This window comes from Streptomyces sp. NPDC001851, assembly GCF_040297165.1.
Classification (GTDB): Bacteria; Actinomycetota; Actinomycetes; order Streptomycetales; family Streptomycetaceae; genus Streptomyces.
The window spans coordinates 187316-205846 of record NZ_JBEOYR010000014.1; the positions used below are offsets into that span (position 1 = coordinate 187316).

24 protein-coding genes and 4 tRNA genes are annotated in these 18531 nt (G+C 70.8%); 20 read left to right on the top strand and 8 right to left on the bottom strand.

Going from position 1 to position 18531, the window contains the following annotated elements; all coding sequences use genetic code 11:
* The first annotated feature begins 71 nt into the window (after window positions 1-71).
* On the top strand, window positions 72-935 hold the full coding sequence (gene htpX / locus ABT171_RS22240; RefSeq protein WP_351246367.1) for a zinc metalloprotease HtpX: 864 nt from the start codon (window positions 72-74) through the stop codon (window positions 933-935).
* Window positions 932-1324 carry a YccF domain-containing protein gene (locus ABT171_RS22245; protein WP_351246369.1) on the top strand — a complete coding sequence of 131 codons (393 nt, stop codon included), beginning with the start codon at window positions 932-934 and terminating at the stop codon, window positions 1322-1324. The genes htpX and ABT171_RS22245 overlap by 4 nt, the downstream gene beginning before the upstream one ends.
* A gap of 72 nt (window positions 1325-1396) precedes the next feature.
* On the opposite strand, the gene ABT171_RS22250 is transcribed toward ABT171_RS22245, so the two are convergent.
* Window positions 1397-2647: an APC family permease gene (locus tag ABT171_RS22250; protein ID WP_351246371.1), complete on the bottom strand. Its 1251-nt coding sequence runs from the start codon at window positions 2645-2647 to the stop codon at window positions 1397-1399.
* A 154-nt stretch (window positions 2648-2801) separates the two neighbouring features.
* On the opposite strand from ABT171_RS22250, the gene ABT171_RS22255 reads away from it, so the two are divergent.
* Window positions 2802-3068: a GlsB/YeaQ/YmgE family stress response membrane protein gene (locus ABT171_RS22255; RefSeq protein WP_351246373.1), complete on the top strand. Its 267-nt coding sequence runs from the start codon at window positions 2802-2804 to the stop codon at window positions 3066-3068.
* 70 nt (window positions 3069-3138) lie between these two features.
* Here ABT171_RS22255 and ABT171_RS22260 read toward each other — a convergent pair whose 3' ends face one another.
* Window positions 3139-3627, bottom strand: coding sequence for a YajQ family cyclic di-GMP-binding protein (locus ABT171_RS22260; RefSeq protein ID WP_019756392.1), 489 nt, complete (start codon window positions 3625-3627; stop codon window positions 3139-3141).
* A 225-nt stretch (window positions 3628-3852) separates the two neighbouring features.
* Between ABT171_RS22260 and ABT171_RS22265 the strand changes: the two genes are divergently transcribed.
* Window positions 3853-3934, top strand: a tRNA-Tyr gene (locus ABT171_RS22265).
* 81 nt (window positions 3935-4015) lie between these two features.
* Here ABT171_RS22265 and ABT171_RS22270 read toward each other — a convergent pair.
* Complete coding sequence (locus ABT171_RS22270) at window positions 4016-4252, bottom strand: hypothetical protein (protein WP_351246376.1); 237 nt, start codon at window positions 4250-4252, stop codon at window positions 4016-4018.
* Window positions 4253-4341: 89 nt separating this feature from the next.
* Between ABT171_RS22270 and ABT171_RS22275 the strand changes: the two genes are divergently transcribed.
* Genes ABT171_RS22275 through ABT171_RS22285 form a run of 3 tightly spaced genes read left to right on the top strand, consistent with a single transcriptional unit; the run spans window position 4342 to window position 5218 of the window.
* Window positions 4342-4695, top strand: a complete 354-nt coding sequence (locus ABT171_RS22275; RefSeq protein WP_351246378.1) for a DUF6233 domain-containing protein — start codon at window positions 4342-4344, stop codon at window positions 4693-4695.
* 44 nt (window positions 4696-4739) lie between these two features.
* Window positions 4740-4964 carry a hypothetical protein gene (locus tag ABT171_RS22280; RefSeq protein WP_031167006.1) on the top strand — a complete coding sequence of 75 codons (225 nt, stop codon included), beginning with the start codon at window positions 4740-4742 and terminating at the stop codon, window positions 4962-4964.
* A 41-nt stretch (window positions 4965-5005) separates the two neighbouring features.
* Window positions 5006-5218: a hypothetical protein gene (locus tag ABT171_RS22285; protein WP_351246380.1), complete on the top strand. Its 213-nt coding sequence runs from the start codon at window positions 5006-5008 to the stop codon at window positions 5216-5218.
* Window positions 5219-5259: 41 nt separating this feature from the next.
* Here the strand turns inward: ABT171_RS22285 and ABT171_RS22290 are convergent, their stop codons facing one another.
* Window positions 5260-5916 (bottom strand): SDR family oxidoreductase, encoded by a 657-nt coding sequence (locus ABT171_RS22290; RefSeq protein ID WP_351246382.1) that lies wholly within the window; start codon window positions 5914-5916, stop codon window positions 5260-5262.
* A gap of 177 nt (window positions 5917-6093) precedes the next feature.
* On the bottom strand, window positions 6094-7359 hold the full coding sequence (locus ABT171_RS22295; protein WP_351246384.1) for an amidohydrolase family protein: 1266 nt from the start codon (window positions 7357-7359) through the stop codon (window positions 6094-6096).
* Between the two features lie 366 nt (window positions 7360-7725).
* Between ABT171_RS22295 and ABT171_RS22300 the strand changes: the two genes are divergently transcribed.
* The 6 genes from ABT171_RS22300 to ABT171_RS22325 all read left to right on the top strand — a co-directional run bounded on the left by ABT171_RS22300 (window position 7726) and on the right by ABT171_RS22325 (window position 10347).
* Window positions 7726-7798, top strand: a tRNA-Thr gene (locus ABT171_RS22300).
* Between the two features lie 46 nt (window positions 7799-7844).
* A tRNA-Met gene (locus ABT171_RS22305) sits at window positions 7845-7917 on the top strand.
* A 90-nt stretch (window positions 7918-8007) separates the two neighbouring features.
* Entirely contained in the window at window positions 8008-8172 is a 165-nt protein-coding gene (gene rpmG, locus ABT171_RS22310) for a 50S ribosomal protein L33 (RefSeq protein WP_003948671.1), read from the top strand.
* Window positions 8173-8273: 101 nt separating this feature from the next.
* Window positions 8274-8726: an FAS1-like dehydratase domain-containing protein gene (locus ABT171_RS22315; RefSeq protein ID WP_351246386.1), complete on the top strand. Its 453-nt coding sequence runs from the start codon at window positions 8274-8276 to the stop codon at window positions 8724-8726.
* A 7-nt stretch (window positions 8727-8733) separates the two neighbouring features.
* Complete coding sequence (locus tag ABT171_RS22320; RefSeq protein ID WP_351246388.1) at window positions 8734-9162, top strand: MaoC family dehydratase; 429 nt, start codon at window positions 8734-8736, stop codon at window positions 9160-9162.
* A gap of 39 nt (window positions 9163-9201) precedes the next feature.
* The gene (locus ABT171_RS22325) at window positions 9202-10347 is read left to right on the top strand and encodes a UDP-N-acetylmuramate dehydrogenase (RefSeq protein WP_351246476.1); all 1146 of its coding nucleotides are present in this window, start codon (window positions 9202-9204) and stop codon (window positions 10345-10347) included.
* 23 nt (window positions 10348-10370) lie between these two features.
* On the opposite strand, the gene ABT171_RS22330 is transcribed toward ABT171_RS22325, so the two are convergent.
* Window positions 10371-11003, bottom strand: coding sequence for an NAD(P)-dependent oxidoreductase (locus tag ABT171_RS22330; protein WP_351246390.1), 633 nt, complete (start codon window positions 11001-11003; stop codon window positions 10371-10373).
* A gap of 102 nt (window positions 11004-11105) precedes the next feature.
* Here ABT171_RS22330 and ABT171_RS22335 point away from each other — a divergent pair, with 102 nt between their 5' ends.
* Entirely contained in the window at window positions 11106-11717 is a 612-nt protein-coding gene (locus ABT171_RS22335; RefSeq protein WP_351246392.1) for a TetR/AcrR family transcriptional regulator, read from the top strand.
* Between the two features lie 60 nt (window positions 11718-11777).
* Here ABT171_RS22335 and ABT171_RS22340 read toward each other — a convergent pair whose 3' ends face one another.
* Complete coding sequence (locus ABT171_RS22340; RefSeq protein WP_351246394.1) at window positions 11778-12818, bottom strand: adenosine deaminase; 1041 nt, start codon at window positions 12816-12818, stop codon at window positions 11778-11780.
* 123 nt (window positions 12819-12941) lie between these two features.
* Window positions 12942-14168 (bottom strand): pyridoxal phosphate-dependent aminotransferase, encoded by a 1227-nt coding sequence (locus ABT171_RS22345; RefSeq protein ID WP_351246396.1) that lies wholly within the window; start codon window positions 14166-14168, stop codon window positions 12942-12944.
* Between the two features lie 262 nt (window positions 14169-14430).
* Between ABT171_RS22345 and ABT171_RS22350 the strand changes: the two genes are divergently transcribed.
* From ABT171_RS22350 to ABT171_RS22375, 6 genes are all read left to right on the top strand, one after another.
* Window positions 14431-14503 (top strand) — tRNA-Trp (locus ABT171_RS22350).
* 110 nt (window positions 14504-14613) lie between these two features.
* A complete protein-coding gene (secE, locus tag ABT171_RS22355; RefSeq protein WP_351246398.1) occupies window positions 14614-14901 on the top strand; it encodes a preprotein translocase subunit SecE in 288 nt (95 codons plus the stop codon).
* Between the two features lie 80 nt (window positions 14902-14981).
* Complete coding sequence (nusG, locus tag ABT171_RS22360; protein ID WP_351246400.1) at window positions 14982-15845, top strand: transcription termination/antitermination protein NusG; 864 nt, start codon at window positions 14982-14984, stop codon at window positions 15843-15845.
* Between the two features lie 169 nt (window positions 15846-16014).
* Window positions 16015-16449: a 50S ribosomal protein L11 gene (gene rplK, locus ABT171_RS22365; protein WP_031167035.1), complete on the top strand. Its 435-nt coding sequence runs from the start codon at window positions 16015-16017 to the stop codon at window positions 16447-16449.
* 102 nt (window positions 16450-16551) lie between these two features.
* Window positions 16552-17277 (top strand): 50S ribosomal protein L1, encoded by a 726-nt coding sequence (gene rplA, locus ABT171_RS22370; protein ID WP_055706206.1) that lies wholly within the window; start codon window positions 16552-16554, stop codon window positions 17275-17277.
* 178 nt (window positions 17278-17455) lie between these two features.
* Window positions 17456-18391: an SCO4651 family lipoprotein gene (locus ABT171_RS22375; RefSeq protein ID WP_351246403.1), complete on the top strand. Its 936-nt coding sequence runs from the start codon at window positions 17456-17458 to the stop codon at window positions 18389-18391.
* The last annotated feature ends 140 nt before the right edge of the window (window positions 18392-18531 follow it).

Consider the following 18531-nt stretch of genomic DNA (forward strand, 5'->3'; position numbering starts at 1 on the left):
CTGGCGTTGAGCAATACAGGAGGATCCACTGGACCTGAGGGTTCCCTGCTGCACGACTTGGAGGGCGTACGGTGCACCGCCGGCACAATGGGCTCAGGACCGCAGTACTCCTTGGGGGACTGTCCGCACTCATCATCGTCATCGGCAGCTTCTTCGGCCGTGCCGGTCTGGTCATCGCGGTCCTGGTCGCCCTCGGCACGAACGCGTACGCGTACTGGAACAGCGACAAGCTGGCCCTTCGCGCGATGCGCGCCCGCCCGGTCAGCGAGTTCGAGGCCCCGGCGCTGTACCGGATGGTCCGCGAGCTGTCCACGCAGGCCCGTCAGCCCATGCCCCGGCTCTACATCTCCCCGACGGAGGCCCCCAACGCCTTCGCGACCGGCCGCAATCCGCGCAACGCGGCCGTGTGCTGCACCGAGGGCATCCTGCGCCTGCTGGACGAACGCGAACTGCGGGGCGTGATCGGACACGAGCTCAGTCACGTCTACAACCGGGACATCCTCATCTCCTCGGTGGCCGGCGCGCTCGCCTCGGTGATCATGTTCCTGGTGAACTTCGCCTGGCTGATCCCGGTCGGCCGCTCGGACGACGATGACGGCCCCGGCCTGCTCGGCATGCTCCTGATCATGATCCTGGGCCCGCTGGCCGCCTCGCTCATCCAGCTGGCCATCAGCCGCTCCCGCGAGTACGAGGCGGACGCCTCCGGCGCTCAGCTCACCGGTGACCCGCTGGCCCTCGCCAGTGCCCTGCGCAAGCTGGAGACCGGGACCCAGCAGCTCCCGCTGCCGCCCGAGCCGCGGATCGAGACCGCCAGCCATATGATGATCGCAAACCCGTTTCGCGCAGGTCAGGGACTGACCAAGATGTTTTCCACGCACCCGCCCATGGCGGACCGCATCGCCCGGCTGGAGAAGATGGCAGGTCGCTACCAGTGAAGACCATCCTGAACATCATCTGGCTCGTCCTGAGCGGCTTCTGGCTGTTCCTCGGCTATCTCCTCGCCGGCGTCCTGCTCTGCATCACCGTCATCGGAATCCCCTTCGGCATAGCCGCGTTCCGCATCGGCGTCTACGCCCTGTGGCCCTTCGGGTACACCACGGTTGAGCGCCGCGATGCGGGCGCCCCCTCCTGCCTGGGCAACGTCCTGTGGCTGGTCCTGGCCGGCTGGTGGCTGGCGCTCGCGCACATCGCCACCGGTATCGCGCTGTGCGTCACGATCATCGGCATCCCGTTCGGCATCGCCAACTTCAAGCTGATTCCGGTCTCCCTGCTGCCGCTGGGCCGTGAAATCGTCCCCACGGACCAGCCGTTCGCGGCCCGCTGAGCCGGTCTGCGCAGACCGGACGCCGGATGCGCGCGCGACGGCGGGCGCACTGACGGGGCGTCGCTCGCCGTGTCACTCGCCGCGCCGCCGCGCCCATCGCCGTACGCCATAGGCCGCCACGCCCACCGCGAGTACGGCCGCCCCCACAGCCACTGAAACGGCGGGCAGCGCGAACGCCAGCGTGGCGCAGCCCAGGAGGCCCACCACGGGCACCGCGCGAGCCTTCGGGGCGGGAGCCAGGGTCCAAGCGGACGCGTTGGCCACGGCGTAGTAGGCGAGCACGCCGAAGGAGGAGAAGCCGATCGCGCCGCGCACGTCCACCGTGGCGGCCAGTACGGCGACCACCGCACCCACGGCCAGTTCCGCCCGGTGCGGCACCCGGAAGCGCGGGTGCACGGCCGCCAGCGCCCCCGGCAGATGGCCGTCCCGGGCCATGGCGAGCGTCGTACGGGACACGCCCAGGATCAGCGCGAGCAGTGAGCCGAGCGCCGCCACCGCCGCGCCGGCCCGGACCACGGGCGCGAGCCCCGGAACGCCGGCCGCCCGCACCGCCTCGGCCAGCGGCGCCGCCGCGTGCCCGAGCCGGCCCGCGCCGAGGACCCCGAGCACCGCGACGGCCACGCACGCGTACACCACCAGCGCGATGCCCAGGGCCAGCGGGATCGCGCGCGGGATGGTGCGCGCCGGGTCCCGTACCTCCTCCCCGAGGGTGGCGATGCGCGCGTACCCGGCGAAGGCGAAGAACAGCAGTCCCGCCGCCTGGAGAACCCCGTCGGCGCCCGAGGGCAGCCCGACGTCCAGCCGCCCGGTATCGGCCCGCCCGGAGGCCAGGCACACGAGCACCACGGCCGTGAGAACGGCCAGTACCACCGCCACGATGACGCGCGTCAACCACGCCGACTTCTGGATCCCGCCGTAGTTCACGGCGGTCAGGGCCACCACGGCGGCGACCGCCACCGCATGGGCCTGCCCCGGCCACACGTACGTGCCCACGGTGAGTGCCATGGCCGCACAGGACGCCGCTTTCCCGACCACGAACGCCCAGCCCGCGAGGTATCCCCAGAAGGGGCCCAGCCGTTCCCGCCCGTAGACATACGTGCCGCCGGAAGCCGGATAACGGGCGGCGAGACGGGCCGAGGACATGGCGTTGCAGTAGGCCACCACGGCGGCGAGCGCCAGGCCGGGCAGCAGTCCCGGCCCGGCGGCGTGCGCGGCGGGCCCCAGGGCGGAGAAGACGCCGGCTCCGATCATCGAACCGAGGCCGACGACCACGGCGTCCCGCACCCCCAAGGTGCGGCGCAGCCCGGGGCCCGTAGATGTCATGCGCCGCACCCTACTGAGCACGGCAACCGCGGGGTGGCCCTGTGACGTCCTCTTCATCGACACGGAACGAACACGCGCGCGTGGAGAACGGTTCCGCACCGGACTCTCAGTAGCCGGACAGGGCGGACACAGCGCGGAAGGGCAGGTTCACGGCATGGGCATCATCGCTTGGATCATCCTGGGACTGCTGGCCGGAGCCATCGCCAAGGTCCTCCTGCCGGGCCGCGACCCCGGCGGCTTCATCGGTACGACCCTGATCGGCATCGCGGGTGCGTTCATCGGCGGCTGGATCTCCGCCCGCTGGCTGCACCACCCGATCACCAAGAGCTTCTTCGACGGCGCCACCTGGGCCGCGGCCGTCGGCGGCTCCCTGGTGCTGCTGATCGCCTACCGCATCCTGTTCGGCAACTCCCGGGACTGAGCGCGGCCCCGGCAGCACGGAAGGGTGGGCACCCCTCGGGGTGCCCACCCTTGACGGCTCTTACGGCCTCTTACCGGTAGTTCACGAACTGCAGCGCGAAGTCGAAGTCCTTGCCCTTCAGCAGCGCGATCACGGCCTGCAGATCGTCCCGGCTCTTGGAGGAGACGCGCAGCTCGTCGCCCTGGACCTGGGCCTTCACGCCCTTGGGGCCCTCGTCGCGGATGATCTTCGCCACCTTCTTCGCGTTCTCCTGGGAGATGCCCTCCTCGATCGACGCGAAGATCTTGTACTCCTTGCCGGACAGCTGGGGCTCGCCCGCGTCCAGCGCCTTCAGCGAGATGCCGCGCTTGATCAGCTTGGACTGGAAGACGTCGAGGACAGCCTTCACCCGGTCCTCGGAGTTCGCCTCCATGAGGATCTTGTCACCGGACCACGAGATCGAGGCGCCCACGCCCTTGAAGTCGTAGCGCTGCGAGATCTCCTTGGCGGCCTGGTTGAGGGCGTTGTCGACCTCCTGCCGCTCGACCTTCGAGACGATGTCGAAACTGGAGTCGGCCATGTCCTGTGGCTCCTTGTATCGGGTGCATATCGGGTGCGTGCCGGCGTGCGCGGCGGCGGCCGCCGGGCCCGGCGTGGCGCCGGGCCGCATCCGCACCAGCCTAGCCACCCCAGGAGCCGTGGGGTGGAGATCAACCGGGTGGCGAAGCACCCCTGTGTATCGGGTATTGTTTACGTCGTCGCCAGGGAGCGCCGCCGAAACGCGGTTCGATCTGGTGGTCAACCCGGCGGTGTGCCCGAGCGGCCAAAGGGAGCAGACTGTAAATCTGCCGGCTCAGCCTTCCCAGGTTCGAATCCTGGCGCCGCCACACGGAACGAGAGCCCCGTGATCTGTGAGAGCAGATCACGGGGCTCTCGCCGTTTCCGCGGAGTCCCTGCCTGGTCGACGGCTAGTCGATGTTCCTCTTCAGCTTTTCGACCAGGACGCTGTTGCCCTGGCTGTCGTAGATCGTCTGGGGGTGGAGGAGCGGCTCGACCAGGGGTAGCGGGCCTGGGAGGACGGAGACCGGGACCTGCTTGGTGCTGATCAGGTCGAGGGTGTCGGAGCCGGCCGCGTGTGCCGGTGCGGCGGCCATCAGCAGGGCGCTGGTCGCGGCGGCGGCGAGGATGCGGGGGGTGGTTTTCATGACCTGTACAACGACCGGATCGCTCCGGTGTCACCGGACGGGCCGCTCCGCTGGTCGCGCTCCCCGGAGTCTTCACTAGAATCGAACGTGTGAACGATGACCGTCCGCTGACGCGTCTCGACATGCTGCGTTTCGCCCGCCGCGTCGTCGAACATCAGGCCGCTAGGCAGCTTGCCCTGATGGACCGGTGGATCGCGGACGAAGAGCGCAGGGAGGCCGAACGGCAGCGCCGCCTCGCGACCGGGCAGGCCGCGCCGGAGTGGCTGATCGAGCGCGGTCTGAACGGCCGCAGCGCGGTGTACGTCCACGTCGGTGGCTGTGCGGGCGCCGGCGGGCGGACCAAGGGAGCCGACCGGGACCAGGCCGTACGCGCGCTCACCGAAGGAGGCGTCCCCGCGTGCCCGCTGTGCCGCCCCGACACCGTGCTGGGGATTCTGGAATGACCGGTCCGGGTGCGGGTCCGGGCGGTCCGGACGATGCTGGAGGCATGGCCGGGAAGCGACCCATCATCGTGCACCTGCCGTCTCCGACCGGCGGGCGCCGGGTCCGGGTGGACGGCGAGATCCTCGGCCTGGCACACAGCGTGCGGGACCTGGTGGAGTTCCTGCGCCGGGCGGGGCTGGAGATCGAGCCGGAGCAGGTGGCCGACTCGCCGCTGATCGACTGGCGCGGGGTGGGACCCGACCGCTGGGAAGCCGAGACCCGCACCTGACGCCGGTGTCATCTCCGCGTTCCTGTGGGCACACTGACGGCATGTCCTCCCTCCGCAGAACCTGTCCCGTGTGCCGCCGCGAGATCGCCGTCGTCGCCGGCCGCTTCGCGCGGCACGACCCGCCCGGGGCACGGCAGAGCGGCGAACTGGTCTCCTGCGCCGGATCGCGGCGGCAGGCGCAACCGGGGGCGCTTCAGCCGACGTTGGACGGGTACGCCGTACCGGACTTCCCCGGGCAGCTGCCTCTGTTCTGAGTGGTGGCGTGCGGTAATCGTTCAACGGCCCGTGGCCGGGCTCAGTTCCCCGCCACCGACTTCACCGCCACCGACACCGGTGTCGATCCGCTGATCAGCTCCAGCGTCAGGCCGGTTGTCGCCGGGGTGTCCACCAACTCCGCGAGGACGGCCGCCACGTCGTCCCGCGGGATCGCGCCGCGGCCGGTGTGCGCCTCCAGCCGGACCAGACCGGTGCCGGCGTCGTCCGTCAGTGAGCCGGGGCGCAGGATCGTCCAGTCCAGGGCCTCCTGGCGGGTGACGTACGCGTCCGCCTCGCCCTTGGCGCGCAGGTACGCGTCGAAGACGTCGTCGCCCTGGTGCGCGGGGTCCGCCCCCATCGAGGACACCACCAGGAAGCGGCGCACGCCCACGCGGACGGCCGCGTCCGCGAACAGCACCGCCGCGCCCCTGTCCACCGTCTGCTTGCGTTCCGTGCCGCTGCCCGGGCCCGCGCCCGCCGCGAAGACCGCCGCGTCGGCGCCCTGCAGATGCGCCGCGACCTCCTCGACCGAGGCGGACTCCAGGTCGAGCAGGACCGGTTCGGCACCGGCCGCCCGCAGATCGTCGCCCTGCTCGGCCTTGCGGATTATCCCCGCGACCTCGTCCCCGCGCGCGGAGAGCAGGCGCTCCAACCGCAGCGCAATCTGACCATGACCACCAGCGATGACAATGCGCATGATTCCGACCGTACGCCGGAAGGGGCGCATCTGCCGCACGAGTCAACCGGCGCGGCCGCAGCGCGCCGGGCTCACGCGCTCCAGCATGCGCCCCGCGCGCACGCCGAACCGCGCGCCCGCGCCAGGGAGTCGGCGCCCCCTGGGCGCGCTCCCGACCCGCGCGCCCCCGCCCGGTCTTCAGGACAGTTCGCCCCGCCCCTGCCGCGGCAGCCCGAGCTCCGCCGCGGCCACCGAGTTGCAGTACTCGCGCACCGCGCTCGTGCGCGCCACCACCCGGCCCCGGTGCACCACGATCCGGCTGTAGGCCAGGGACAGGGCGCCCGCCAGACGGTCGCCGCGCACGGCCAGGAGCTCGGCGGGGAAACCGGCCTCCACGCGGACCTCCGGCAGCCCCAGCACCGCGCGCGCCGAGGCGCTCACGGCGTCGTAGGCGTCCTGTGGGCGCAGACCGTGGGCGGAGGCGAGGAGGTAGGCCGCCTCCAAGGGGTCACCGCGGCCCACGGGGTTGGAGAGGTCGCGCAGGGCACCGCTGCCGGCTGCCACCCGCACCCCGGCCGCGCGCAGCAGCCGTACCGGAGCGACGCCCCGCCGGTCGGTGCCGCAGCAGCCGCCCTGGGGCAGGCACACGACCGTCACGCCGGCCGCGGCGAGTTGGTCGGCGGAGCGTGATGCGGCCTCGGCGGGCAGGCGCGCGAGCCCGGTGCACGGCCCGATCGTCACGCCGGGGCGCAGGCCTCCCGCCATGGCCGCGAGCCGGGACAGGCGCGCCGGGTCGGAGGCGTCCGTGTGCAGGTCCACCGGACAGCCGTGCTCGGAGGCCACCTCCAGGACCGCCTCCACATAGCCCGTGGGATCGGGGTCCAGGTCCGGACAGCCGCCCACCACGGAGGCGCCCATCTTGACCGCGTCGCGCAGCATCGCCAGCCCGTCGGCCCCGGCGACCCCGGTCAGCAGCCGTGGCACCGCCACCGCCGTCAGCTCAGCGAGCCCGTGCAGCGAGCGCCGCGCCTGCAGGACGGCGCCCAGTGCGCCGAGCCCCTGGACGTCGCCCACGCGTACGTGCGCGCGTGCCGCCGTCGCCCCGTGCCCGAGCTGCAGCAGAGCCGCCTCCGTGGCCCGGCGCTGGACGTCCTCGGGGGCGTACGACACCGGTCCGGGGCGCTCGGCGGACAGGGCGGTGTCGCTGTGCGCGTGCGGTTCGGCCGGGGCCGGGAGGAGCAGATATCCGTTCAGGTCCACGCGCGTGGCGCCCGTCCGGGCCGGACCGGGCGCCAGACTGCCGGCCGTGCCCACCGCCTCGATGCGTCCGCCGCCCAGCCGTACGTCCACGGTGCGGCCGTCGGTGAGCCGCGCCCCGCACAGCAGCAGGGCGGCCGTGTCGGACTGGCCGGAGGATCCCGAGGAGTTCGACGGTGGGTGCGGCTGCGGCTGGCTGTCGGGCATCGCGCTCCAGGATCGGGGCCGGGGGCTGGGGCGGGCCACGTGAGGCTTCGGGGCTCGCGCACCCCAAGATCACGCAGAGTGAGTCGAGCCTAGGGTGGCGAGCCGCGCAGGGCGCGCAGGAGCGCAATAGTCGTACCGGCGTGGTCCGCCCTTGGCGGTGCACGTGCCGCCCGTCCGCGTGGCCCCGGCCCGTCGCTCCGGCGAAGCCCACGCACGCGTGCCCCGCGCTTCCCCCGGAGGGCCCGTCCGGAAGGCCTGCCCCTGCGACCCATGAGGCCGCTGCGAGGGCGGGGACGGGGGTGGTCAGGGGCGGCCGGATACGGATTTGGGTGAACGGCGGCGGACCGTGTAATGTCTTCATCGCTCGCCCCAATAGCTCAGTCGGCAGAGCGTCTCCATGGTAAGGAGAAGGTCAACGGTTCGATTCCGTTTTGGGGCTCTGGTGTGAGAGGTTCCCGTCGAAAGGCGGGGCCCGATCGCATCGCAGCGGTGTAGCTCAGTCGGTAGAGCAAGCGGCTCATAATCGCTGTGTCACCGGTTCAAGTCCGGTCACCGCTACAGATAGTAGCCGATTGCGGGGTCGGTCCTTCGATCGGCTACTCTTTCTTGCGTTGAATCAGTCCACCCGTTCGTCTTAGGAGCACTCACGTGGCTGCCACCGACGTCCGCCCGAAGATCACGCTGGCCTGCGTGGAGTGCAAGGAGCGGAACTACATCACCAAGAAGAACCGGCGTAACAACCCGGACCGTCTTGAGATGAAGAAGCACTGCCCGCGTTGCAACGCGCACACCGCGCACCGCGAAACGCGATAAACAGGCTCGTACACGAGGCCGTCCCCTTCCGGGGGGACGGCCTCGCGTCGTTTCCGGCTAGTTTTGGGGCCACCACAGCAATCATCAGGAGGTGCCGGGCCATGGCGCTCGACCAGTCCTTCGTAGGACGGACCTACCCGCCCACCGCGCCCTACGAGGTGGGCCGGGAGAAGATCCGCGAGTTCGCCGAGGCGGTGGGCGAGACCAACCCGGTGTACACGGACCCCGAGGCCGCGAAGGCGTACGGACACCCCGATGTGATCGCCCCGCCGACCTTCGTGTTCTCCATCACCTTCCGGGCCGCCGGACAGGTCGTCGAGGACCCGCAGCTCGGGCTCGACTACAGCCGTGTGGTGCACGGTGACCAGAAGTTCGCCTACCGCCGCCCGGTCCGCGCCGGCGACCGGCTCACGGTGACCTCCACCATCGAGGGGATCAAGTCCCTCGCGGGCAACGACATCCTGGACATCCGCGGCGAGGTGCACGACGAGGCGGGCGAGCACGTCGTGACCGCCTGGACCAAGCTCGTGGCCCGCGCGGCCGGGGAGGCGTGAGGACCTGATGACGGCGAAGATCACGTACGCGGACGTCGAGGTCGGCACCGAGCTGCCGGCGCAGACCTTCTCCGTGACCCGTGCCACGCTCGTGCGCTACGCGGGCGCCTCCGGGGACTTCAACCCGATCCACTGGAACGAGAAGTTCGCCAGGGAGGTCGGCCTGCCGGACGTCATCGCGCACGGCATGTTCACCATGGCCGAGGCGATCCGCGTGGTCACGGACTGGACCGGGGACCCCGGCGCGGTCGTGGAGTACGGCGTCCGCTTCACCAAGCCCGTCGTCGTGCCAAACGACGACCACGGCGCTCTGATCGAGGTCAGCGGCAAGGTCGCGGCCAAGCTGGACGACAACACCGTGCGCGTGGACCTGACGGCGACCAGTGGCGGCCAGAAGGTGCTGGGCATGTCCCGGGCGGTCGTACGCCTGGCCTGACGGCTCCGCCCGACAGCAGTGCCGTAAGGGGCGCCCTCCCTGGCAGGGCGCCCCTTACCGTTCGCTGGCGGGCCCTTCGGCCGACCATGCCCGTCCGGCCGGGCGGAGCGGTCTCGTAGTCTTGGGCCCGTGCAGGTACTCCACGACGCCCCTCTTGCCCCGTTGACCACCTTCCGGCTGGGCGGTCCCGCGACGCGGCTGGTCACCGCGGTGACCGACGCCGACGTGATCGCCGCCGTCCGCGAGGCCGACGACAGCGGGACGCCGTTGCTGGTCATCGGCGGCGGATCGAACCTGGTCATCGGCGACAAGGGCTTCGACGGCACCGCCCTGCGCATCGCCACGCGGGGTGTCGAACTGCGCGGTACGACCCTGGAGCTGGCGGCCGGCGAGGTGTGGACGGACGCCGTCGCCCGCACGGTCGAGGCCGGACTCGCCGGTATCGAGTGCCTGGCCGGCATCCCGGGGTCCGCGGGCGCCACGCCGATCCAGAACGTGGGCGCCTACGGTCAGGAGGTCTCCTCCACCATCACCGAGGTCATCGCCTACGACCGGCGCGCCGGCGAGACCGTCACGCTGACGAACGAGGAGTGCGCCTTCTCGTACCGGCACAGCCGCTTCAAGGCCGACCCCGAGCGCTATGTGGTGCTGCGTGTCCGCTTCGAGCTGGAGGACGCGGCCGGGCTGTCCGCGCCCGTGAAGTACGCCGAGGCGGCGCGCGCGCTCGGCGTCGGGCCCGGCGACCGGGTGCCGCTGGCCGACGCCCGCGCGACCGTGCTGAAGCTGCGTGCCGGGAAAGGCATGGTCCTCGACCCCGAGGACCACGACACCTGGTCCGCGGGGTCCTTCTTCACCAACCCGATCCTCACCGACGAGCAGTTCGCCGCGTTCCACGCGCGCGTGCGCGAGCGGCTCGGGGACGGTGCCGAGCCGCCCGCCTACCCGGCGGGGGAGGGCCGTACGAAGACCTCCGCGGCCTGGCTGATCGACAAGGCGGGCTTCACCAAGGGCTACGGCAACGGCCCGGCCCGTATCTCCACCAAGCACACCCTCGCCCTCACCAACCGGGGCGAGGCGACCACCGAGGACCTGCTGGCGCTGGCCCGTGAGGTGGTGGCGGGCGTCCGCGCGGCCTTCGGGGTCACGCTCGTCAACGAACCGGTGACCGTCGGCGTCAGCCTGTAGGACAGGCTGGGGCGCGCAGGCGCTCAGTACGCCACCCCCACCCCCTGCCTCACCGTTCCCCGGTCGTCGATCATCGCCAGCATCGCGTGCGCGACGTCCGCGCGTGCGATGAAGCGGCCCTTGGGCGGGAAGCCGCCGACGGCGGTGCGGTACCGGCCGGTGAGCGGCTTGTCCTGCAGGCGCGGCGGTCGTACGGACGTCCAGTCGGTGCCGCTTCGGGCCAGTTCGGCCTCCATCTCGCGCAGGTCGGCGTAGATGTCCTTGAGGATCGCCGACACCAGGCCGCGCGCGGCGCGGTCGAACGGGCCGTCGTCCGCGGGGGCCGGGCCGACGGGGCCGGCGCTGACCACGAGCAGCCGTCGTACGTCCTCCGCCGCCATGGCGCGCAGCACCGTACGGGTCAGCCGGGCGGCGACCCCGGCGTCCTTGCGGCTGCGCGCGCCCAGGCCGGAGAGGACCGCGTCACGGCCGCTGACGGCGGCCCGCAGCTCCTCGGGGTCGGTCAGGTCGGCGCGGACCACCTCCAGCGCGTCCCCTCTGACGTCCAGCCGGGCCGGATCGCGGACCACCGCGGTCACCCGGTGGCCCGAGCCGAGCGCCTGGCGCACGATCTCCCGGCCGATGCCGCCGGTGGCGCCGAAAACGGTGAGGTTCATGAGTGTCCCCGTACTCGGGATGGGTGGGTGAGCATTCACTCACCCCTGCTCGTTCTAGAGTGAGCAAGTACTCACCTGGTCGTCAAGCCCGATTGGACCCCCATGCAGCCGAAGCCGGCGCGTGTCCGCATCCTCGACGCCGCCCACGAGCTCATGCTCACCGTCGGACTCGCCCGTGCCACCACCAAGCAGATCGCCCGCGCGGCCGGCTGCTCCGAAGCGGCCCTCTACAAGTACTTCGACAGCAAGGAGGAGCTGTTCGTCCGGGTGCTCGCCGAGCGGCTACCCCGGCTCACCCCACTGCTGGACAGCCTCGCCGCCGAACCGGGACAGGGCACCCTGGAAGACAACCTCACCGAGATCGCCCGTCAGGCCACCCTCTTCTACGAGCAGAGCTTCCCGATCGCCGCCTCCCTGTACGCCGAGACCCAGCTCAAGGAGCGCCACGACGACGCGCTGCGCAAGCTCGGCTCCGGCCCGCACAAGCCCATCGAGGACCTGGACGCCTACCTCCGCGCCGAACAGGCCGCCGGCCGCGTCCGCGCCGACGCCGACACCTTCGCGGCCGCCTCGCTGCTGCTGGGCGCCTGTGCGCAACGCGCGTTCGCCTACGACGCGACGGAGACGGGGCAGCGGCCGCCGGTCGACGACTTCGCCGCACGGCTCGCGAAGACGCTGCTGCGCGGGGTCTCCGACGCGCCGGCCTCCGCCTGAGCATCACGCTGAGAGCAGGCCGAACGCCGACGGGAGCCGCCGCCGGGGTGTGCGCCGGCTTCAGGCGGCCGGGCGGGTCAGCCAGTCGTCGACGCCGGCCAGCAGCCGCGCCTTGACGTCCTCGGGGGCGGCCGAGCCCCGCACCGACTGGCGCGCCAGTTCCGCGACTTCGGCGTCCGAGAAGCCGTGCGCGTGGCGGGCGATCTCGTACTGGGCGGCCAGCCGGGAGCCGAACAGCAGCGGGTCGTCGGCGCCGAGGGCCAGCGGGACACCGGCCTCGAAGAGCGTCCGCAGCGGCACGTGCTCGGGCTTCTCGTAGACACCGAGCGCCACGTTCGACGCCGGGCACACCTCGCAGGTCACGCCCCGGTCGGCGAGCCGCTTCAGCAGCCGTGGGTCCTCCGCCGCGCGCACGCCGTGCCCGATCCGCGAGGCGTGCAGGTCGTCCAGGCAGTCGCGCACCGAGGCGGGGCCGGCCAGCTCGCCGCCGTGCGGCGCCGACAGCAGACCGCCCTCACGCGCGATGTGGAAGGCCCGGTCGAAGTCCCGCGCCATGCCCCGCCGCTCGTCGTTGGAGAGCCCGAAACCGACCACGCCCCGGTCCGCGTACCGCACCGCGAGGCGGGCCAGCGTACGGGCGTCCAGCGGGTGCTTCATCCGGTTCGCGGCCACCAGGACCCGCATGCCGAGCCCGGTCTCCCGGGACGCCGTGTCCACCGCGTCCAGGATGATCTCCAGCGCCGGGATCAGGCCGCCCAGCCGGGGCGCGTACGACGTCGGGTCCACCTGGATCTCCAGCCAGCCCGAGCCGTCCTTCAGGTCCTCCTCGGCGGCCTCCCGGACCAGGCGCTGGATGTCCTCCGGCTCACGCAGGCAGGAGCGCGCCGCGTCGTACAGCCGCTGGAAGCGGAACCAGCCGCGCTCGTCGGTGGCCCGCAGCTTCGGCGGTTCGCCGCTGGTCAGCGCTTCCGTCAGGGTCTCGGGCAGACGTACGCCGTGTTTGTCGGCCAGTTCCAGGACGGTTCCCGGCCGCATCGAACCGGTGAAGTGCAGGTGCAGATGGGCCTTCGGCAGCTCAGAGAGGTCACGTACACGCTCCATCCCAGGATCCTGCCGTACGCACCCGTCACACCGGTAGCCGTTTCCCCGTACGTGGTCTTGCTCGCACAAAGGAACAGGGGCACCTCCGAAGCCCGGAAGCGCCCCTGTCCGAAAACGGACCACTCAGTCCCTGGCCTCCGCCAGCAGCTTCTGCATCCGGCTCACGCCCTCGACGAGGTCCTCGTCCCCGAGCGCGTACGACAGCCGCAGATAGCCCGGCGTGCCGAAGGCCTCGCCCGGGACGACCGCGACCTCGGCCTCCTCAAGGATCAGCGCGGCCAGCTCCACGGTGTCCTGCGGGCGCTTGCCGCGGATCTCCTTGCCGAGCAGGGCCTTGACCGACGGGTAGGCGTAGAAGGCGCCCTCGGGCTCCGGGCAGACCACGCCGTCGATCTCGTTGAGCATCCGCACGACCGTCTTGCGGCGGCGGTCGAAGGCCTCGCGCATCGCCGCCACGGCGTCCAGGCCGCCGGAGACGGCGGCGAGGGCGGCCACCTGGGCCACGTTGGAGACGTTCGAGGTGGCGTGCGACTGGAGGTTCGTCGCGGCCTTGACGACGTCCTTCGGGCCGATGACCCAGCCCACGCGCCAGCCGGTCATGGCGTACGTCTTCGCCACGCCGTTGACCACGATGCACTTGTCGCGCAGCTCGGGCAGCAGCGCCGGCAGGGACACGGCGGTGGCGTCGCCGTACACCAGGTGCTCGTAGATCTCGTCGGTGAGCACCCACAGGCCGTGCTCCGCGGCCCAGCGGCCGATCGCCTCGGTCTCGGCCTCGGAGTACACCGCGCCGGTCGGGTTGGACGGGGAGACGAAGAGCACGACCTTCGTCTTCTCGGTGCGCGCCGCCTCCAGCTGCTCCACGCTGACCCGGTAGCCGGTGGTCTCGTCGGCCACGACCTCCACCGGGACACCGCCCGCGAGGCGGATCGACTCCGGGTACGTCGTCCAGTACGGCGCCGGGACGATGACCTCGTCGCCCGGGTCGAGGATCGCGGCGAAGGCCTCGTAGATGGCCTGCTTGCCGCCGTTGGTGACGAGGATCTGCGAGACGTCGGGCTCCCAGCCGGAGTCGCGCAGCGTCTTCGCGGCGATCGCGGCCTTCAGCTCGGGCAGGCCGCCGGCCGGGGTGTAGCGGTGGTACTTGGGGTTCTTGCAGGCCTCGACGGCCGCCTCGACGATGTAGTCCGGGGTCGGGAAGTCGGGCTCACCGGCGCCGAAGCCGATCACCGGACGCCCGGCGGCCTTCAGGGCCTTGGCCTTGGCGTCCACGGCGAGGGTGGCGGACTCGGAGATCGCGCCGACTCGGGCGGAGACCCGGCGCTCGGTGGGTGGGGTTGCAGCGCTCATGGAGCCCATCGTTCCAGACCGGAAATCCCCCCGGCATGCGGGTTTCACAGACTGAACAACAAGGGGTCGAGGCGTGAACACGGGTCCGAATCCGGTCCCCGGCCAGGACGATCTCTGGTCAAGTGGCTCCGGACGGGCGCTTTCTGTTCGACGCCGGGCCGTGGACCACGTACACTCTCACCTCGTTGGCCTTCAGCAGCCGCCGCCGCAACCGGTGCACACCGCGCACCCGGCCGGATGCGGTACGTTGGGGGACACACAAAGGGTCGTAGCTCAATTGGTAGAGCACCGGTCTCCAAAACCGGCGGTTGGGGGTTCAAGTCCCTCCGGCCCTGCTACACACACCGCCAGGATGTGTGCGCATGTACGTACAGCAGCAATGCACCGCCGTGCGGCTCAGAAACCGGGCGCGGCACGGCCACGACCCGGGACCAGGTGAGGACGAATGACGGACGCCGTGGGCTCCATCGACACGCCTGACGCCCAGGACGAGCTGCCGGAGTCCAAGAAGAAGGGCCGCAAGGGCGGCAAGCGCGCCAAGAAGGGCCCGCTGAAGCGCCTGGCCACCTTCTACCGCCAGATCATCGCGGAGCTCCGCAAGGTCGTCTGGCCGACGCGCAACCAGCTGACGTCGTACACCACCGTGGTGATCTTCTTTGTCGCCATCATGATCGCGCTGGTGACCGTGATTGACTATGGGCTCAACCACGCGGCCAAGTACGTCTTCGGCTGAGCCAAGAGCGAAGGGCGCCGTGGTACCGGCGCCCGTTTTCGCATGTTCCACCCCTATGTATCCAGGAAGAAGCAGCCACCGTGTCTGACCCGAACCTGAACGACGACGCCATCGAGTCGCGCGCGACCGCTGCCGAGATGGTGGACGACGAGCTCGACATCGTCGAGGGCGCGGACGAGCAGGACGAGTTCGAGGCTGCCGAGGCCGAGGCGGGGGAGCCGGCCGAAGAGGCCGCCCTGAACGTCGAGGACGACGAGGCCGAAGAGGACGAGGAAGCCGGCGAGGAGGCCGCCGCCGAGGCTGCCGAGGAGGAGCCGGCCGCGCCCGTCGACCCCGTCCAGGCCCTGCGCGACGAACTGCGCACCCTGCCCGGCGAGTGGTACGTCATCCACACCTACGCCGGCTACGAGAACCGCGTGAAGACCAACCTGGAGCAGCGCGCCGTCTCGCTGAACGTCGAGGACTACATCTTCCAGGCCGAGGTGCCGCAGGAAGAGGTCGTCCAGATCAAGAACGGCGACCGCAAGACGATCAAGCAGAACAAGCTGCCGGGTTATGTCCTGGTCCGCATGGACCTGACCAACGAGTCCTGGGGCGTCGTCCGCAACACCCCGGGCGTCACCGGCTTCGTCGGCAACGCCTACGACCCGTACCCGCTGACCCTGGACGAGATCGTCAAGATGCTCGCCCCGGAGGCCGAGGAGAAGGCCGCCCGCGAGGCCGCCGAGGCCGAGGGCAAGCCGGCTCCGCAGCGCAAGGTCGAGGTCCAGGTGCTGGACTTCGAGGTCGGCGACTCGGTCACCGTCACCGACGGCCCGTTCGCCACGCTGCAGGCGACCATCAACGAGATCAACCCCGACTCGAAGAAGGTCAAGGGCCTGGTGGAGATCTTCGGCCGCGAGACGCCGGTCGAGCTGTCCTTCGACCAGATCCAGAAGAACTGACGCCTTCGGCGATCAAGCCCACGAGCAGGTCAGGCAGGCTTTCCGGAGCGTGCCTGACCTGCTCGGTTTTTAGCCGCGCATCTATACCCGTTATCGTTGTGCGGTATGCCTGTGTCAGGGTCGCGATCCTCGCGCGGGCATGGACCCGAATGAAAGGACCCGGAGAGCTATGCCTCCCAAGAAGAAGAAGGTCACGGGGCTCATCAAGCTCCAGATCAACGCCGGTGCGGCGAACCCGGCCCCGCCGGTCGGCCCCGCGCTCGGTCAGCACGGCGTCAACATCATGGAGTTCTGCAAGGCCTACAACGCGGCGACCGAGTCGCAGCGTGGTTGGGTCATCCCGGTGGAGATCACGGTCTACGAGGACCGCTCCTTCACCTTCGTGACCAAGACTCCGCCGGCCGCGAAGATGATCCTCAAGGCCGCTGGCGTCGAGAAGGGCTCCGGCGAGCCGCACAAGACCAAGGTCGCCAAGATCACTGAGGCGCAGGTCCGCGAGATCGCCCAGACCAAGATGCCCGACCTCAACGCCAACGACCTGGACGCCGCGTCGAAGATCATCGCCGGCACCGCCCGTTCCATGGGCATCACGGTCGAGGGCTGACCTCAAACCTCGTAGCAGTCATGCGGCCGTAGCCGGTCGCACGTGGCAGGGCCTGCTCGGCCCAGGGACCACGACTCCTTTCAGAACACACAGGAGCAAGTTGTGAGCAAGCGCAGCAAGGCTCTCCGCGCTGCGGACGCCAAGGTCGACCGGGAGAAGCTGTACGCCCCGCTCGAGGCCGTCCGTCTCGCCAAGGAGACCTCCACGACCAAGTTCGACGCCACCGTCGAGGTCGCCTTCCGTCTGGGTGTCGACCCGCGCAAGGCCGACCAGATGGTCCGTGGCACCGTGAACCTTCCGCACGGCACCGGTAAGACCGCCCGGGTCCTGGTCTTCGCGACCGGCGACCGTGCCGAGGCCGCGCGTGCCGCGGGCGCCGACATCGTCGGTGCCGACGAGCTGATCGACGAGGTCTCGAAGGGCCGCCTGGACTTCGACGCCGTCGTCGCCACCCCGGACCTCATGGGCAAGGTCGGCCGCCTCGGCCGCGTCCTCGGCCCGCGTGGTCTGATGCCGAACCCGAAGACCGGCACCGTCACCCCCGACGTCGCCAAGGCCGTCACCGACATCAAGGGCGGCAAGATCGAGTTCCGCGTCGACAAGCACTCGAACCTGCACTTCATCATCGGCAAGGCGTCCTTCGACGACGCCAAGCTGGTGGAGAACTACGGCGCCGCGCTGGAGGAGATCCTCCGTCTGAAGCCGTCCGCCGCCAAGGGCCGCTACCTCAAGAAGGCCGCCATCACCACCACGATGGGCCCCGGCATCCCGGTCGACCCGAACCGCACCCGCAACCTCCTCGTCGAGGAGGACCCGGCCGCCGTCTGAGCCCTCCGCTCAGCCCGGTAGCCGCGTCAGGTACGCGTGAGCAAGGACGGGCCCTGCAACCTTCCAGGTGCGGGGCCCGTCCTTTCTTCGTACGTGCCTGCTGTGCGGGGGCTCTGGGACGACTGTCAGTGGCCTGGGCTACGGTGCAGGCACTCGACTTGCATGGGGGTAGGACAAGATGAAGAGCACGACGGCGCGCCGGGCGACCCTTTCCGTGGCGGTGGCGGCCGCGCTGACCGGGGTGGCCGCCTGCGGCTCCGCGGACGCCGGGAAGGGCGGCAGGGCGGCCGACGGCGGCGCGATCCACCTCAGCCCCATCGCGGCCGTTCTGCGCACCGCCGAGCAGTCCACCGACAAGGCGGACTCGGCCAAGGTGCACTCCACCATGTCCCTGGGCAACCTGCTGTCGGCGACCGGGGACGGCGCCCTCGCCTGGGGCCACGGCATCAAGGGCAACCTCAACCTGACGTACACCGGCGGGCAGATGGCCCAGATGATGCGCAAGGCGGGTACGTCCTCGATGCAGGCCCGCTATCTGCCGGACGCCTACTACGTGAAGATGAGCGAGGAGTTCGCCCGGCGGACGGGCGGCAAGCACTGGATCAGGTACGCGTACGACGACCTCGCCAAGTTCGCCGGCGCGTCCGGCTCGTACCTGAAGGACCAGGCCCAGACCTCGTCGCCGAACCAGGCCGTGAAGATGCTGCTGGCCTCCGGTGACGTGAAGAAGGTCGGCGAGGAGACGGTCTCCGGCGTCCACACCAGGCACTACGCGGGCACGGTGAACGTCGCCGCCCTCGCCGGCAGGAGCAGCAACCTCAGCGCGGACCAGCTGTCGGCGCTGAAGAAGCAGCTCGACCAGGCGGGCATCACCACCGACGCCATCGACATCTGGATCAACGACCAGAACCTGCTGGTGAAGAAGACCGAGAAGGCGGACACCGGCAAGGGCACCCTGATCAGCACCGCCTCCTACAGCGACTACGGCGTGCCGGTCTCCGCCGAGGCGCCGTCGGCCAGTGACACCAAGGACTTCAAGGACCTGATGAAGTCCCTCCGGACCCACGGGACGGGAAACACGTCGAGCGGTTCCGCCACCGGCACCCCCTCCTGAAGCACCGGCACCCACTCCTCGGTCCGGCACGGCCGGCTGTACGGCCCCGGGTCGGCACGGCCGGCTGTAGGGCGGCCGGCCGCGTCCGGCGAGAACACCGTCCCCGGACTCCGGGGCCCCCAGAACCAACCTGAGGCGCC

What these genes read in the sequence shown, in the direction of transcription:
- ABT171_RS22260 (WP_019756392.1), bottom strand. Translation starts at nt 3,627, where the DNA reads ATGGCCGACTCCAGTTTCGACATCGTCTCGAAGGTCGAGCGGCAGGAG.
- ABT171_RS22270 (WP_351246376.1), bottom strand. Translation starts at nt 4,252, where the DNA reads ATGAAAACCACCCCCCGCATCCTCGCCGCCGCCGCGACCAGCGCCCTG.
- ABT171_RS22375 (WP_351246403.1), top strand. Translation starts at nt 17,456, where the DNA reads ATGAAGAGCACGACGGCGCGCCGGGCGACCCTTTCCGTGGCGGTGGCG.
- ABT171_RS22330 (WP_351246390.1), bottom strand. Translation starts at nt 11,003, where the DNA reads ATGAACCTCACCGTTTTCGGCGCCACCGGCGGCATCGGCCGGGAGATC.
- ABT171_RS22320 (WP_351246388.1), top strand. Translation starts at nt 8,734, where the DNA reads ATGACGGCGAAGATCACGTACGCGGACGTCGAGGTCGGCACCGAGCTG.
- ABT171_RS22255 (WP_351246373.1), top strand. Translation starts at nt 2,802, where the DNA reads ATGGGCATCATCGCTTGGATCATCCTGGGACTGCTGGCCGGAGCCATC.
- ABT171_RS22290 (WP_351246382.1), bottom strand. Translation starts at nt 5,916, where the DNA reads ATGCGCATTGTCATCGCTGGTGGTCATGGTCAGATTGCGCTGCGGTTG.
- ABT171_RS22285 (WP_351246380.1), top strand. Translation starts at nt 5,006, where the DNA reads ATGTCCTCCCTCCGCAGAACCTGTCCCGTGTGCCGCCGCGAGATCGCC.
- ABT171_RS22340 (WP_351246394.1), bottom strand. Translation starts at nt 12,818, where the DNA reads ATGGAGCGTGTACGTGACCTCTCTGAGCTGCCGAAGGCCCATCTGCAC.
- secE (WP_351246398.1), top strand. Translation starts at nt 14,614, where the DNA reads ATGACGGACGCCGTGGGCTCCATCGACACGCCTGACGCCCAGGACGAG.
- ABT171_RS22295 (WP_351246384.1), bottom strand. Translation starts at nt 7,359, where the DNA reads ATGCCCGACAGCCAGCCGCAGCCGCACCCACCGTCGAACTCCTCGGGA.
- ABT171_RS22335 (WP_351246392.1), top strand. Translation starts at nt 11,106, where the DNA reads ATGCAGCCGAAGCCGGCGCGTGTCCGCATCCTCGACGCCGCCCACGAG.
- rplK (WP_031167035.1), top strand. Translation starts at nt 16,015, where the DNA reads ATGCCTCCCAAGAAGAAGAAGGTCACGGGGCTCATCAAGCTCCAGATC.
- ABT171_RS22315 (WP_351246386.1), top strand. Translation starts at nt 8,274, where the DNA reads ATGGCGCTCGACCAGTCCTTCGTAGGACGGACCTACCCGCCCACCGCG.
- ABT171_RS22250 (WP_351246371.1), bottom strand. Translation starts at nt 2,647, where the DNA reads ATGACATCTACGGGCCCCGGGCTGCGCCGCACCTTGGGGGTGCGGGAC.
- ABT171_RS22345 (WP_351246396.1), bottom strand. Translation starts at nt 14,168, where the DNA reads ATGAGCGCTGCAACCCCACCCACCGAGCGCCGGGTCTCCGCCCGAGTC.
- ABT171_RS22280 (WP_031167006.1), top strand. Translation starts at nt 4,740, where the DNA reads ATGGCCGGGAAGCGACCCATCATCGTGCACCTGCCGTCTCCGACCGGC.